Origin of the sequence: Dermacoccus sp. PE3 (assembly GCF_001021715.1) — a bacterium.
GTDB lineage: Bacteria > Actinomycetota > Actinomycetes > Actinomycetales > Dermatophilaceae > Dermacoccus > Dermacoccus abyssi.
This window is the reverse complement of the sequence record NZ_LDCM01000002.1, coordinates 512,307-525,562: the sequence shown is the minus strand read 5'-3', so window position 1 is coordinate 525,562 and position 13,256 is coordinate 512,307. Positions and strand designations below refer to the sequence as shown.

The window sequence follows — 13,256 nt, the reverse complement described above, 5'->3', positions numbered from 1 at the left end:
AGGCTTTGATCCCACAACCTTGCCTACGACTCCGGTTCGAGTTCCCCAAGAACTTCGACCTCCCCGGGCTGTACCGCTACCTCATGGGAGTGGCACAGGAGAACGTCCGCTTCATCAACCAGGACTGAGCCGGCCTCCGCGGCACGTCGTCGCGGGAAGAAGGTTCGCCATCAAGTCGGGACCGGAGTGCGGAAGTGACTGCGGCCCGGGCAACCGAGGATTAGTGTCGGGGTTCCTGTCGTCACGCCCGTGCGGCGGGGGAGAGGTAGCAGCACATGAGCTCGGCTCGACGCGTGTGGGGGTTCGTGGCTGCACTGGCCTGGTTCGGAGTGGCACTCGACGTGACGTTGTCCGCGACCGACAACTACTCGCACGCAGAAATCGCAGCACACGCCTACGGGAACAACCCGACAGGTGCGGCCGGCGCTCTGCCGCGCGTAGTCGACACCCTGAGCTACTTCACGGTGTGGTCGAACGTCGTCGCGGCCCTCGCGTTCACGCTGCTCGCGTTGCAGGTAGGGCGAGCCACCGCGACGTCGGGGGACAGACCGACCGGGGACCGCTTCTCGCGCCTGGCTCGCGTGCTCCTGCTCGACGCGCTCGTCATGATCACCGTGACGGCGATCGTCTACCAGGTCGTTCTCGCGCCGGACGCGAATCCGACCGGCGTCGCTGTTGTCACGAACTTCCTCGAGCATCAGGCGGTTCCGGTGCTGTCGGTGCTCGCGTGGCTCGTCGTCGGGCCACGGCGTGCCTTCGACCGCCGGACGTTCAGCCTGTTCCTCGTCGTGCCGGTCGTGTGGGTGATCTACATGCTCGCGCGCGGCGCGTTCATCGACGCGTACCCGTATCCCTTCGTCAACGTGTCGACGAACGGCTACGCCTCGGTGGCGGTGGCGTTGTGCGCGATCCTGGCGTTCGGCCTCGCTCTGGCAGCGCTCTACACCGGGCTGGACAAGGTGCTCAGCCGGCGGCGCTGACCGTCGGCAACTATCTCGATCGTCTATGCAATTTTAGGGGAGTCACGCCGCCCGGGTTGGGGCGTAGGTTGGCTCCATGAGCACTCAGGACATCGACAAGGAAATGCTGAAGGCGGATCTCGTCAAGCACCTCAAGGAACAGGCGGACGCGAACAGCGAAGCCGTCGCGTTGGAGAGCCACGAGGCGCAGGCCACGGGGACCGACGAGGTCGACGTCGACGATATCTCGCACGAGGACGAAGCCGGCGACCTGCACGCGATGTACCAGGAGACCGACGACCGCCAGCAGGAGCTGATCACGACGGCCGAGAACCTCGACGTGTCCGCAAAGGAGACTGTCGAGCCAGGCGCCGTGGTGAGCTTCGGCGACGAGGTCTACCTGGTGGGCGTCGCCGTGAGCGAGTTCGAATCACAAGGCCGTAGCTTCTCGGGCATCTCGACGGACGCACCGATCTACGACGGCATCAGCGGCAAGCGCGCAGGCGACGCGTTCGATCTGAACGGCACGACGCAGTCGATCACGTCGGTGCAGTAACGCCACGCAGAAGGGGGCTGACGACGCAGGTGCGCAAGCACGCGTCGTCAGCCCCTTTCGACGCTCCAGTCAGTTGCCGATAATATACATTATGTAAAGTAGAGTCAATCAGCCACTCCTCGCGAGACGCTGCGTGTGCTCCTCTCGCTCCAGTTGAGACCTCTCGCACCAGATCGGACACTGCTATAGCAAGCGCCATTTAGTCGCAGTTGATCCGATACACATGGTCAACTGTCCAACGCGAGAAGACCTGGAGGCTCCGTGAGTCGAGCGCTGCACTCCTTGCCGAGCAACGTCACGGAAACCGTGCGCGTGCTGGCGCGCCTCGATGGTCGGTTGCTCAATGTCGAGGCCAGCCGGTCGCTCACGGCAGAGCCCTTCGAGGATGCCCTCCCCATCCGCGAGTTCTTCGCCTGGCCGGGCAAACGCAACTACGAGGGACTGTGGTGGTCCTCCACGATGAAGCGGCACACCGGGTTCGAGAGCCTGCTGGAGCGGCAGTACCTACTGAGCGCAGACCATGACCCCGATGTCGTGGGCGCCTCCTCCCAGCCGCTGGCGATCCCGTGGCCCAAGGGCACGCAGGATGCAGAGGGCCGACGACTCCGCGATCACGTCCCCGACTTCTTCGTCCGGCTGAGCAACGGCGACGGACGGCTTGTGGACGTGCGTCACCCGGACAAAGCCGAGGCCCACCGGTTCGCGTTGACGGAAGCTTGGCGCTCCCGGCCAGAGTCGCGACCTCAACCTCTTCCCCCGGAAGCCCCGAGGTGGCCCGCTCCGTTCTGGATGCCTACTGCGAGGCGATGGCGGAAGCCGGGACTCTGTGGTCAAGGCTGAGGCTCTCCTGCCGGGCATTCGGGCAGCACTTCGAGCGGGCTACTCCCCACGCTCGGTCCTCATCGGCCTGGGCATGTGGGACTCCGAGGGCTTTCGCAGTCCCCGGCAGATCGAGGAATGGGTCCAGAAGGCCGCGAGACACGGGCCAGAGCCCTCGCACCCGATGAGCGTCGCTGTGACCTGCTGGCCGAGGGCCGGGGAGCGCTACACGCGCTTCCTCGGACGCAAGGCCGTAGCCACCCCGTCCAAGGCCGACGTGCGTCGCCAGCGGTCGCTCGCGGCAATCGGGTCGTTCACGGAGGGAGCGAGGTGAGTGAACGGAACGCCGCCCCTCGGCTACGCCGGCGGATACTGTCGGTGCCGCTGTCTACGATGACAAAGAGCGAGTTCGAGCACTCGCAGACCTTGAAGGAGACGTAGCGAGTGTCGCGACTGACTGAACTACTGAGGCAGGCCCGGAAGGCCGACAAGCAACTCGGTGACGACTTGGAGAAGGAGTTCGCCGCCCTGATGAAGCGGCGCACCTTCGGCCTGGTCTTCGAGCAGCACCAGCCCGAGGCCGTCGAGTTGCCCGGGCGTGCCGTGCGTCGGGGCGACAAGGTGCGGGTGCTCCCGCCCCGTGGTGAGGTCAAGCAGGGCGACCAGCGGCTGTGGCGGGTGGAGCAGGTCGAGCGAGTGGACGGAAGTCGAGTCGCGCACCTGCTGGAACTGGACGCGGAGGAGCCGGAGACCCAGGTCGTGATCACGGACGACTTGGTGGTGGTCGCGGAGTTCAACGACCGCATCTACCCGGGCCTCGTGGAGACGGGCCGGGTAGAGCGCGGTGGCGACAAGCCGTTCCACACGGTCCTCAATGCGGAGAACTACCACGCCCTGGAGATGTTGACGTACACCCATCGCGGGAAGGTTGACGCCATCTATATCGACCCCCCGTACAACACGGGTGCGAAGGACTGGAAGTACAACAACAACTACGTCGCGGGCGACGACGACTATCGGCACTCGAAGTGGCTGGCGTTCCTGGAGCGACGACTGGAAGTCGCCCGCGAACTCCTGAACCCGGAGGATTCCGTTCTGATCGTCACGATTGACGAGAAGGAGTACCTGAGGCTCGGCATGCTCCTGGAGCAGACGTTTCCTGAGGCGAGAATCCAGATGGTTACCTCGATGATCAATGGTCGTGCCGTTGCGCGACAGAGTGAGTTCTCTCGCACCGCTGAGTTCATCTACGTCGTGATGCTCGGTGCTGGCGCACCCCAACCACAGTTGTTGTCACCGGTCTGGTCCGCGACTGGGGAGGCAAAGAAGACTGTCCGAGGCAAGGTCCACTGGCAGCCTCTGCGTCGATTGGGGCTCACTGGCGCGGTCAAGCGCGAGGATCGCCCAAACCTCTTCTACCCACTATTTGTCCGCCTCGATGGTGGTGGCATTCAGGGCGCCGGCAGCCCCATCCCACTGGGTGATCAACCCAGTTCTGATGCTCCCACTGGGACTGCGGCAATCTGGCCAACCCGCGCAAACGGGAGCGACGGCTACTGGCAGATCGGCTCGGATAGGATCATGGACTTGGTAGCGAAGGGATATGTCCGCGCTCCGAAGCCATCAGTCAGTTCGATCTCCTATCTCAAAGCCGGTGAGAGGACAAAGGTGGAGTCTGGTGAATATCGCGTTACTGGGTACGCCGCAGACGGCAGTGTCATCGCGGAGTCGACCACCCCGACGGGCATGGTCCGACTTCTCCCAAGCGACATTTGGCGGTTACCACACCACGACGCGGGTGTTCATGGTGCTCGCTTGGTGGCATCTCTTCTCGGCGGGAGAACATTCCCCTTCCCTAAGGCTCTCTACGCAGTGGAGGATTCCCTCCGGTTCTTTTTAGGTGATAAGCCCGAGGCTGTAGTTCTAGATTTTTTCTCCGGCTCAGGCACCACGGCCCACGCTGTCATGCGACTCAACCGGCAGGACGGCGGTCGTCGTCAGTGCATTTCCGTCACCAATAATGAGGTCAGCGCCGACGAGCAGCGCGCCCTCCGCAAGCAGGGTCTGCGCCCTGGGGACGATGAGTGGGAGGCGTGGGGTATCTGCGACTACATCACCAAGCCGCGAGTGACTGCCGCGATCACGGGCAGCACCCCCGAGGGTGAGCCGATCAAGGGTGACTACAAGTTCGTGGACGAGTTCCCGATGGCCGACGGCTTCGAGGAGAACGCCGCGTTCTTCACCCTCACCTACGAGGCACAACTGTCCGTCCGTCACAATCGTGCTTTCGAGCGGATCGCCCCGATGCTGTGGATGAGGGCTGGGTCGCAGGGACGGATCATCACTGACCTCGGGGAGGATGGCTGGGACGTGGCCGAGACCTATGGGGTGCTGGAGAACCTGGATCAGGCCGGGGACTTCGTGGCCCGGGTGGCTGAGGAGGAGTCGGTGCGGACGGCGTTCATCGTCACCGATGACGACTCGGCGTTCCAGATGGTGTGCCGTGAACTGCCGAGTCAGGTGCTTCCGGTGCGGCTGTACGAGTCGTACTTGCAGAACTTCCAGTTGAGGGGTGGTCGCTGATGCGCTACACGCTGAAGGACTACCAAGGCGAGGCCGTCCGAGACGTACTGCGGAACCTGGACCAGGCCCGCGACATGTACCACCGCTACGGGTCACTGTCGCAGTTCTCCCTGACGGCGACGACCGGTGCCGGCAAGACGGTCATGGCTGCTGCGGTGATCGAGGCGCTTTTCTTCGGCAACGACGAGTTCGACTTCGAGGCCGATCCCGGCGCGGTCGTGCTGTGGTTCTCCGACGACCCTTCGCTCAACGAGCAGTCGCGGGCGCGTTTGCAGGAGGCGGCGAGCGAGTTGGACTCGCGCCTGCGGGTCATCGAGACGACGTTCTCCGAACCCTCGCTACGCCCGGGGCACGTGTACTTCCTCAACACGCAGAAGTTGTCCAAGAACTCGCGACTGGTACGTGGTGAGGCCAGTGCCGCCCTGGGACAGGAACGTCTCTTCCAACCCCGTCCCGACGAGATGCAGTCCTCGATCTACGACGTGATCACGAACACCGTCGAGAACAAGGACCTAACGCTCTACTTCGTCCTGGATGAGGCCCACCGAGGCATGGGCACTACGAGCAAAGACCGCTCCACCATCGTCCAGCGGCTGATCAACGGCCACGGCGCGGTCCCGCCCATGCCGGTCGTCTTCGGTATCTCGGCCACAGTGGAGCGGTTCGAGGCGGCGATGAAGGACGCGAAGGGTCGAACAGCCCTGCCTTCGGTGGAGGTCGACTCCGGACTCGTGCAGGCATCGGGCTTGTTGAAGGACGACATCGTGCTCTCCATCCCCACCGAGCAAGGGGTCTTCGATACGGTGCTGCTGCGCCGGGCGGTGGAGAAGGTCCGGGCCTCGACAGCGGCGTGGTTGGCCTACGCGGACGAGCAGGAGGAGGCTGATCCGGTCATCCCGCTGCTGGTCGTCCAGGTGGGCGACAAGCCCACCCAGGAGACCTTGGTGCGGACGCTGGACACGATCTACGACGCCTGGCCCGAACTCGGACCTGACGCCGTGGCGAACGTCTTCGGGGAGCACCAGGACCTCTTGGTCGGCCAGCAGGGCGTGCCCTACATCGAGCCCCAACGGGTGCAGGACGCCAAGCACGTCCGCGTGCTGCTGGCCAAGTCTGCGATCTCCACGGGCTGGGACTGCCCGAGGGCCGAGGTGCTGGTCTCGATGCGCCCGGCCAAGGACCGGACGCACATCACCCAGTTGCTGGGCCGGATGATCCGCACTCCCCTGGCTCGGCGTATCCCGGGCAACGAGTTGCTGAACTCGGTGGACTGCCTGCTGCCGTTCTTCGACCGCAAGACCGCCACAGGCGTGGCCGAGATGCTGATGAAGGGCGCGACCTCCAAGGACGAGGAGGACAACGACACCGGAGGCGGCGAGGGACGCCGGGTACTGTTCGACCCGGTGGACCTTCACCCAAACCCGAAGGTGCCCCAGGAGGTGTGGGAGACGTTCGCAGCGCTGCCCTCGGTGACGATCCCCAAGAAGGGCGTGAAACCGATCCGCAGGCTCACCGCGCTGGCCACGGCGCTGTCCAAGGACCACCTGGTCGAAGAGGCCGTGGAGAAGGCGCACAAGCACCTCCACGCCGTCCTGGACGGGCGGGCCGTGCAGCACAAGGAGAAGGTCGCCCAGGCCCGGGAGGACGTGCTCACCATGACCGGTGAGGAGGCCCGGGGCCGGATCGGCGGCGGGTTCTCCTACAAGTCGTTCGAGGAGTCGGCGGACCCTCGGGCCATCGAGGATTCCTACCGGGCCGCTGCGCGCGTCCTGAGCCCCGCGCTGTGCTCGTCCTACGTCGACCACCTGGTCGGCCCGGACGGCGACGATGACGACCTCCTGGAGGCCAACATCACCGTCGCCTCGCTCGGGCGCGTGCCCGAGATCGCAGAGGCCGTGGAGGAAGAGGCCGACGCGCTGGCGAGGACCTGGCTCAACCAAACCCGCGTCGCCCGAAAGGGACTCTCAGATGAGCGGCAGGCGGAGTACGACCGTCTGGAGGGCATGTCCACCCACCCTGAACGCATCTCCCTGACCGTTCCCAAGGCTGCTCAGGCCGAGACCATGGTGCGCGAGAAAGACGGGACCGAGAGCCCGCTGGAGACCCGGCTCATGCACCTCATGGCAGCCGAGGACGGCTCCTACCCGATCACGCTCAACGAGTGGGAGCGCAAGGTCCTCGACTCAGAGGCCAAGCAGCCCGGCTTCAAGGGCTGGTACCGCAACCCCGCCCGGGCCACCAAGGAGTCGCTCGCCATCGCCTACCGCGAGGATTCCGGGTACTGGAAGGCCGTCCGGCCCGACTTCATCTTCTTCGGCACCGACCACACCGGCCAGGTCGTCGCGGACCTCGTGGACCCCCACGGCCACCACCTCTCCGACGCCCTGCCCAAGTTGCGAGGGCTGGCGGCGTTCGCGGAGAAGTACCAGGGCGAGTTCCGCCGCATCGAGTCCGTGGCCGAGACCGGAGGCACCATGAAGGTCCTCGACCTGACCAAGCACCACGTCCGGCAGGCCATCAGGGATGCCAAGACGGCCAAGGGGCTCTACGAGTCCGGCGTGGCGAGCGACTACTGAGGGCATGATGTGAGAGTCGAGTCGATCCACCTCCGCAACTTCCGTAGGTTCAGTGACCTGAGCATCGTTGGCTTGCCAGAGTCAGCGCGGCTCATCGTCCTTGCTGGCCCGAACGGCGTGGGCAAGTCCTCGTTCTTTGACGGGCTTCAAACTTGGTATCGCCTTGCTGCCTGGAGCCGTGCTGAGGGCAGCCCAACCTACGCTGCCAAGGTGGGGGTGGCGGACCCATCTGAGTGGTACCAACGGGTCACGGTGAATCTCCACGGCGGTGCCCGAGAGCAGGCACTCCTCCAAGAATCGTCCCTCTACTTCCGGACGGCATACCGTCACGAGGCCGACTTCAGCATCCAGCACCTGTCCCAACCGCCGCGCCCGAACGAGAACGGAGGACCCGCACGGAGGGCTGTGGACGAGGATAGGTCTGTCTCAGAGAACTACCAGCGACTGCTGTGGGCGACCTTCTCTGCCGTCTACGACGATGTGACTCCGGATAGAACTACCAAGGCAGAGATCAGAGACCGCGTTACCGGAAGGCTCCGTGAGGCCGTCCTGCGAGTGCTGCCCGATCTGACGTTGACACGGGTGGGAGCACTGGGAGCAGGGCACTCCTTCGAGTTCACCAAGGGAATCGCGACCGGGTTTCCGTACCTCAACCTCTCGGCGGGCGAGAAGGCCATCTTCGACCTCCTTCTGGACGCGGTTGTGAAGGCGGACTACTACACGGACTCGATCTGGTGCATTGACGAGCCCGAACTTCATGTCGGCACAAGGGCGCAGGGCCGTCTGCTGCGCGAGTTGATGAGCGTGCTTCCCGAACAGTCTCAACTCTTCCTCGCTTCACACAGCCTCGGGCTCATGAGCGAGGCTGTGAAGATGGCCCGGGAGACCCCTGGTGAAGTTATCTTCTTGGACTTCGAAGGCCACGACTTTGATGCGCCCGTCACGCTCCAGCCGGTCAAGCCAGATCGACAGTTCTGGAAGCGGATGCTGGCCGTAGCACTGGACGACATGGCCACTCTCGTCGCGCCCGCGACAGTCGTGATGTGCGAGGGCAGTTCTGATGGCTTCGACGCGCGGTGCTACCGGACCATCTTTACGTCTGAGTTCCCCGACGTTGACTTCATCTCGGTTGGCAACAGCGATGATGCCCAGAGCGACAAGATCGGTCTCACCTCCGCCTTGCAGACACTAACCCAGGGAACGAAGGTCATCAGGCTTCGAGATCGCGATTTGGCGAGTGACGAAGAGGTGGAGCGTTGGCGCGCTGCCGGGACCTCGGTGCTCACGCGACGACACATTGAGGCGTACCTCTTCGACCCCGAGGTGTTAGACGCCTTCTGTGACAGCATCGGACGCAGCGACGCCAAGCGAGATGTTCGAGACATCTACCACTCGCAGATGGCAGCACTCTCGGGACGAGGCAAGGATGCGGATGACGTGAAGTCCGCCTCTGGCCCGATGTTCGTTGAGATTCGAAAGGCCCTGTCGCTCGGTCGCCCCGGGACTACAGCGCGCTCGTTCGCGGAGGACAAACTTGCCTCTCTGGTCCGACCCGACATGGCCATCTACCAGGAGTTGCGTCGAGACATCTTCGAGACGTGAGTCCCCGGTTTAAGGTCCTGGGTTCTCAGGCCCTGGGCACCTGGCAGAATGACCTCTCCAGCGCCTCCCTGAACTCGATCCCCGGCAACTCCCGCCACGTGTACCGCTGCCACCGCGAGGGGTGACGAGGAGCCCCGCCGACCCACCAGGTCGGCAGGGCGCGATCCTCGATCTTCTCGTCAAGCCACCTCACTTGATCCCGGTGATGAGTCCGTGCCTCACCACTCGGCTCCTGCGCGCCGTAGGCAAGCAGCACCCCATCGCAGTCATCGAGCCCCGAGACAAGATGTGGTCGGGCGTCGAGCCACCCTTCGCGGGTCCGCCCGAGGTCAGCGATGCCGCCGCTGCGATAGGTCGGCAGGACGAAGAGGTTGGCAATGGTGGCTGTCTCGAAGCCGAGGATCGTCGCCGCCTGGTGCACGCGGGCAACGGTGCGCTGCCCGCTGGTCTGGGAGGGCGGGTTGCTTCCCACCCCCAGCAGGGTGCCGCGCTCAGTCACCCGGCAAGCCTACGCGAGAGTCTGCGTGCCCCAAACGAGGAACTACACCGTTGTCATTAGCAGCAACTAGACTTCTTCCCAAGAGCACCGAAGCCACGAACTCTCCGGGGTGGAGCGCTCAGGGCCTGGTGTCTAGTTGGCGAACTAGGACTCCGACTCTAGTCGCTCCATGCGCAGTGCTCGCAAATGGGCCACGGCCCAGAACGGAGGCGAGCCGCATGGCACGCACCGCGAGTAGGAGCGCCCGCACAGGGCGTTTTGTGAAGGCTTCGACCGCGCGTCGGAGTCCCCGGACGACCACGACCGAACGGATCGGTCGGGGCACGTCCAACAAGACGACCGTCCACCGCTCCACCATCACCGGGCGGTTCGTCAAGGAGTCCACGGCCCAGCGCCACCCGAGCACGACGATCAGTCAGCGGGTGTGAGCCATGGCCAACTTCAAGATGAGTCCCGGCTGGGAGAAGGAACTGGAGAAGGCCGTCCGGCCCGCCTTGAAGGACATCGCGTCTGACTACCAGAAGATGTTCGACTCCCTCCTCCGTCGCTACAAGGGTCGGCCCGTCTACGAGATCAAGCCTGTGCTGCGGCGAGAGTGGTCTCGGGTCGGGGGGTCGATCTCCGATCCCGAGTTGACCGAGTACGCGACGCACATCAGCGAGGGCACTCGCATCCAGATGCGGGTCAAGTAGGTCAGGTGGGGTGCAGCGGCGAGGGGAAGCGTCCGCTGCACCCCTTCCTCCTCTGGTGGCAATCCAGGAGTGTCGGACCCGCCTGCTAGATACATTCGTGATCCCGGTGAGATCGGGGACCACGAGAAGGGAGCCATCATGGCCAAGTCAGTCTTCTACTCATTCCACTACGACAACGATTGGTGGCGTGTGAACACCATCAAGTCGATGGGCGTCATCGAGGGCCAACCGGTCCTCGACTCCCAGGACTGGGAGAGCGTCAAGCGACAGGGCGAGGATGCCATCTGGCGATGGATCAAGAAGCAGATGGCGGGCAAGGACGCCGTGGTCGTTCTCGTGGGCTCCGGTACCGCGAACAGGCCATGGGTTCGAAAGGAAATCGCCTACGCCTGGGACAACTACGTCCCGCTATGCGGCGTGCGCATCCACGGACTGAAGGACCAGAACCAGCGCACGGCGAGCGCAGGACCCGACCCCTTCGCACAGGTGTGGTTGCAGGGCGGAGGAACCATCGCCGACTTCATCCAGCCGTACAACCCAAGCGGCTGGGACAGCAAGTCCGTATATGCGGACATCAAGGCTGCCCTTCCGAAACTGGTTCAGAATGCCTACGTACGAGCCTGACTGCCCATTCTGCGAGATCGTCCAGCGGGATGACCCAGACGCCCGCGAGGTCTACCGGGACGAGCACGTCGTCGCCTTCTTCCCGACCGAGCCCGCCGTTCTCGGCCACACCATGGTCGTGCCACGAAAGCACGTTCCGGACATCTGGTCACTCTCCGAGGAGACGGCGGCTCATCTCGCCCGCGCAACAGTTCGGCTCGCCGGGGCGATCCGCGAGGCGCTCCTCCCCGAGGGGCTCAACGTCATCCAGTCCAGCGGAGAGGCGGCGACCCAGACCGTGTTTCACCTCCACGTGCACCTCGTGCCTCGCTGGGACGGCGATGCGATGGGACCGATCTGGCCGGAGGATACGGACTACAGCGAGGCAGAAAAGGACCATGCGCTTGGGGCCGTGCGTGAGGCGTGCAGAAGACTCCGCGAAGATGTGTGAACCCAAGCCGCCGCAGCGTGACCCTGAGGACACTCGCAAGCACCTCGACTTCATCCAAGCCATCGTCACCCGCATGTCCGCCGCGTCTTCCACGGCCAAGGCGTGGCTCTTGCCGGTGGTGACTGCTGCTTACGGCTATGCGCTGACGCAGAACGCCGAATCGGTGGCCTTGCTGGGGGTCGGAGCGACGCTGCTGTTCGCCTATCTGGACGCCAACTACCTCAGGCAGGAGAAGCGCTATCGCTGCCTGTATAGGGCAGTTGCCGAGGGAGACCCCGATATTCAGGCGTTCACTCTCAGCACCAAGGCGTTGCCAGCCAGGTTCACCCGTGACGAGACAGGGGGCTGGAAGGATGCGCCCGAGTGGTTGGAAAGGTTGCTGCCCGGACCGTCCGTATGGAGGTCTTGGTCAATCGCCCCCGTCTATCTCACCCTGGTCCTCCTGGGTGTGGGCATCGTGGCGAGAGTGGCCGGGGCGTCTCCATGAAAGGGTCACACGATGGATGACACTTTCTGGGGCCTGTCGGCCACGGGCTGGACTGCCTACTACACCCTGCTGACCGCTGGACTCCTTCTGGTCGCCATCGCCGCTGCCTTGTACGCCCGGAACCAGGTGCAGATCGCCCGGGCCGCCCAGCGAGAAGCAACTCGCCCGTACATCATCGTGACTGCGGAACCGTCGCCAATCGGCTGGCGGGTCATGGACCTGGTAATGCGAAACATCGGGCAACGCCCTGCGTACAACGTCAAGGTCAGTTTGACCCCAGAGCCTGTCCGGGCCAACGAAACGCCCGGAGCCCCCATCAGCGAAGTGCGGTGGTTAAGAGAACCCGTTCCGATGCTTGCTCCAGGTCAGGAGTTGCGCACGTTCTACGACGCCATGGACGAACGCCTGAACTCAGGGAGGTCGGACCTGCCGACCAGTCACGATTACTCGGTTGAGTACGACGAAGGCACCGTCGCCTCGAAGAAGGGCAAGCCTGATCACCGGGACTCAGGAGTAGTGGACCTCAACGCGATGGCGGGGGCCATGCAGCCCGACGTGTACAACATCCACCATGTCGCTTCCGCGCTTCGTGACATCAAGAAGGAAGTCGCCAAGATGAATAGGTCCGGGACCTACATCCAACGGCTCGGAAACACCGCGGGCCGTCCTGCTTGCGAGGTTCGTGACATCCTCGACCAGCGCGGGCCCAGGACAAAGCCTCGTTCAACAGTGCCGGAACCTTTGCCTGCGGAGCGGTCCGCGCTGCGTCGGCTTTATGACCGCTTCACGGGCCGGTGAGAACCTCCTCGAACACGTGTGTGTCTACGCTCGATAGCACCCCGTAGCGCAAGCACGCCTCAGGAGGGACCGTCATGACGCAGCAGCACCCCAAGGACCCCCTCCAGGCCGACTTGGAGGCGCTTGCTGAGGTCTTCGAGGCCAAGGACCGAGAAGACCGCCGTGCCGAGGCTCAGCGTCGCCGTGAGGGTCTCCCCGAGCCGAAGCGGGACATCCGGACGTTCGACGGCTTCGCCAGCGGTGGAGCGGCTCCTCGCGCCTGAGCGCCTGCTCTTGAGCCGCTACCTCTGCGCGACCCACGCCTCTTCCAACAGCACGCTCACGACGGCGTACTCAACGCGGTCACGGTCGAGGTCGGGCACGAGGTGGGTGATGCTGTCCGTGGCGCGCTCGGCTACCTCGAAGACTGCGGTGATCAGGGCCTGCTGATTGGTCGCTCTCATGCGCCTGGGATTTAGCCAGGTGGACCGACATTCGACAGGAGTTCGTAGTCGGTCGGGCTGGTGCTCGGCGTACTGCGGGTGCTGGACTAGCGGTAGCGGCCCGTCACGTGGGGGTTCGATGCGCTACGGAAGTCTCATCTAGAGTGCGAGAGAAGCAATGCGACTTGCGCAGTCATTCTGAGATAACC

The 13,256-nt window shown here is 64.2% G+C and carries 14 protein-coding genes; 12 read left to right on the top strand and 2 right to left on the bottom strand.

Annotated features, from left to right (window positions below; translation table 11 throughout):
- Positions 1-275: 275 nt before the first annotated feature.
- The 6 genes from AA983_RS07895 to AA983_RS07865 all read left to right on the top strand — a co-directional run bounded on the left by AA983_RS07895 (position 276) and on the right by AA983_RS07865 (position 9,095).
- On the top strand, positions 276-980 hold the full coding sequence (locus AA983_RS07895; protein ID WP_047311639.1) for a Pr6Pr family membrane protein: 705 nt from the start codon (positions 276-278) through the stop codon (positions 978-980).
- A gap of 76 nt (positions 981-1,056) precedes the next feature.
- On the top strand, positions 1,057-1,515 hold the full coding sequence (locus AA983_RS14810; protein WP_052946982.1) for a hypothetical protein: 459 nt from the start codon (positions 1,057-1,059) through the stop codon (positions 1,513-1,515).
- A 282-nt stretch (positions 1,516-1,797) separates the two neighbouring features.
- Positions 1,798-2,355, top strand: a complete 558-nt coding sequence (locus AA983_RS07885) for a TnsA-like heteromeric transposase endonuclease subunit (RefSeq protein WP_197078985.1) — start codon at positions 1,798-1,800, stop codon at positions 2,353-2,355.
- A 423-nt stretch (positions 2,356-2,778) separates the two neighbouring features.
- On the top strand, positions 2,779-4,917 hold the full coding sequence (locus AA983_RS07875; protein WP_047311637.1) for a site-specific DNA-methyltransferase: 2,139 nt from the start codon (positions 2,779-2,781) through the stop codon (positions 4,915-4,917).
- A complete protein-coding gene (locus AA983_RS07870; RefSeq protein ID WP_047311636.1) occupies positions 4,917-7,493 on the top strand; it encodes a DEAD/DEAH box helicase in 2,577 nt (858 codons plus the stop codon). Before AA983_RS07875 ends, AA983_RS07870 begins: the two co-directional genes overlap by 1 nt.
- A 9-nt stretch (positions 7,494-7,502) precedes the next feature.
- Positions 7,503-9,095, top strand: a complete 1,593-nt coding sequence (locus AA983_RS07865) for an AAA family ATPase (RefSeq protein WP_047311635.1) — start codon at positions 7,503-7,505, stop codon at positions 9,093-9,095.
- Between the two features lie 25 nt (positions 9,096-9,120).
- Here the strand turns inward: AA983_RS07865 and AA983_RS07860 are convergent, their stop codons facing one another.
- A complete protein-coding gene (locus AA983_RS07860; protein ID WP_047311634.1) occupies positions 9,121-9,594 on the bottom strand; it encodes a hypothetical protein in 474 nt (157 codons plus the stop codon).
- Positions 9,595-10,025: 431 nt separating this feature from the next.
- Between AA983_RS07860 and AA983_RS07855 the strand changes: the two genes are divergently transcribed.
- The 6 genes from AA983_RS07855 (at position 10,026) to AA983_RS07830 (ending at position 12,888) form a co-directional block, all read left to right on the top strand.
- A complete protein-coding gene (locus AA983_RS07855; protein WP_047311633.1) occupies positions 10,026-10,286 on the top strand; it encodes a hypothetical protein in 261 nt (86 codons plus the stop codon).
- A gap of 138 nt (positions 10,287-10,424) precedes the next feature.
- Positions 10,425-10,910, top strand: a complete 486-nt coding sequence (locus AA983_RS07850) for a TIR domain-containing protein (protein ID WP_047311632.1) — start codon at positions 10,425-10,427, stop codon at positions 10,908-10,910.
- Positions 10,891-11,340, top strand: coding sequence for an HIT family protein (locus tag AA983_RS07845; RefSeq protein ID WP_047311631.1), 450 nt, complete (start codon positions 10,891-10,893; stop codon positions 11,338-11,340). Before AA983_RS07850 ends, AA983_RS07845 begins: the two co-directional genes overlap by 20 nt.
- Positions 11,333-11,827 carry a hypothetical protein gene (locus tag AA983_RS14805; protein ID WP_052946980.1) on the top strand — a complete coding sequence of 165 codons (495 nt, stop codon included), beginning with the start codon at positions 11,333-11,335 and terminating at the stop codon, positions 11,825-11,827. The genes AA983_RS07845 and AA983_RS14805 overlap by 8 nt, the downstream gene beginning before the upstream one ends.
- Before the next feature lie 12 nt (positions 11,828-11,839).
- Entirely contained in the window at positions 11,840-12,625 is a 786-nt protein-coding gene (locus AA983_RS07835) for a hypothetical protein (protein ID WP_047311630.1), read from the top strand.
- Positions 12,626-12,699: 74 nt separating this feature from the next.
- On the top strand, positions 12,700-12,888 hold the full coding sequence (locus AA983_RS07830; protein ID WP_047311629.1) for a hypothetical protein: 189 nt from the start codon (positions 12,700-12,702) through the stop codon (positions 12,886-12,888).
- A gap of 18 nt (positions 12,889-12,906) precedes the next feature.
- Here AA983_RS07830 and AA983_RS15655 read toward each other — a convergent pair whose 3' ends face one another.
- Positions 12,907-13,068 carry a hypothetical protein gene (locus AA983_RS15655; RefSeq protein ID WP_197078984.1) on the bottom strand — a complete coding sequence of 54 codons (162 nt, stop codon included), beginning with the start codon at positions 13,066-13,068 and terminating at the stop codon, positions 12,907-12,909.
- Positions 13,069-13,256 lie beyond the last annotated feature (188 nt).

Bases quoted from the DNA above. Each gene is read 5' to 3' on its own strand.
- AA983_RS07895 (WP_047311639.1), top strand. From the start codon at position 276: ATGAGCTCGGCTCGACGCGTGTGGGGGTTCGTGGCTGCACTGGCCTGG.
- AA983_RS14810 (WP_052946982.1), top strand. From the start codon at position 1,057: ATGAGCACTCAGGACATCGACAAGGAAATGCTGAAGGCGGATCTCGTC.
- AA983_RS07870 (WP_047311636.1), top strand. From the start codon at position 4,917: ATGCGCTACACGCTGAAGGACTACCAAGGCGAGGCCGTCCGAGACGTA.
- AA983_RS07855 (WP_047311633.1), top strand. From the start codon at position 10,026: ATGGCCAACTTCAAGATGAGTCCCGGCTGGGAGAAGGAACTGGAGAAG.
- AA983_RS07850 (WP_047311632.1), top strand. From the start codon at position 10,425: ATGGCCAAGTCAGTCTTCTACTCATTCCACTACGACAACGATTGGTGG.
- AA983_RS07845 (WP_047311631.1), top strand. From the start codon at position 10,891: ATGCCTACGTACGAGCCTGACTGCCCATTCTGCGAGATCGTCCAGCGG.
- AA983_RS14805 (WP_052946980.1), top strand. From the start codon at position 11,333: ATGTGTGAACCCAAGCCGCCGCAGCGTGACCCTGAGGACACTCGCAAG.
- AA983_RS07835 (WP_047311630.1), top strand. From the start codon at position 11,840: ATGGATGACACTTTCTGGGGCCTGTCGGCCACGGGCTGGACTGCCTAC.
- AA983_RS07830 (WP_047311629.1), top strand. From the start codon at position 12,700: ATGACGCAGCAGCACCCCAAGGACCCCCTCCAGGCCGACTTGGAGGCG.
- AA983_RS15655 (WP_197078984.1), bottom strand. From the start codon at position 13,068: ATGAGAGCGACCAATCAGCAGGCCCTGATCACCGCAGTCTTCGAGGTA.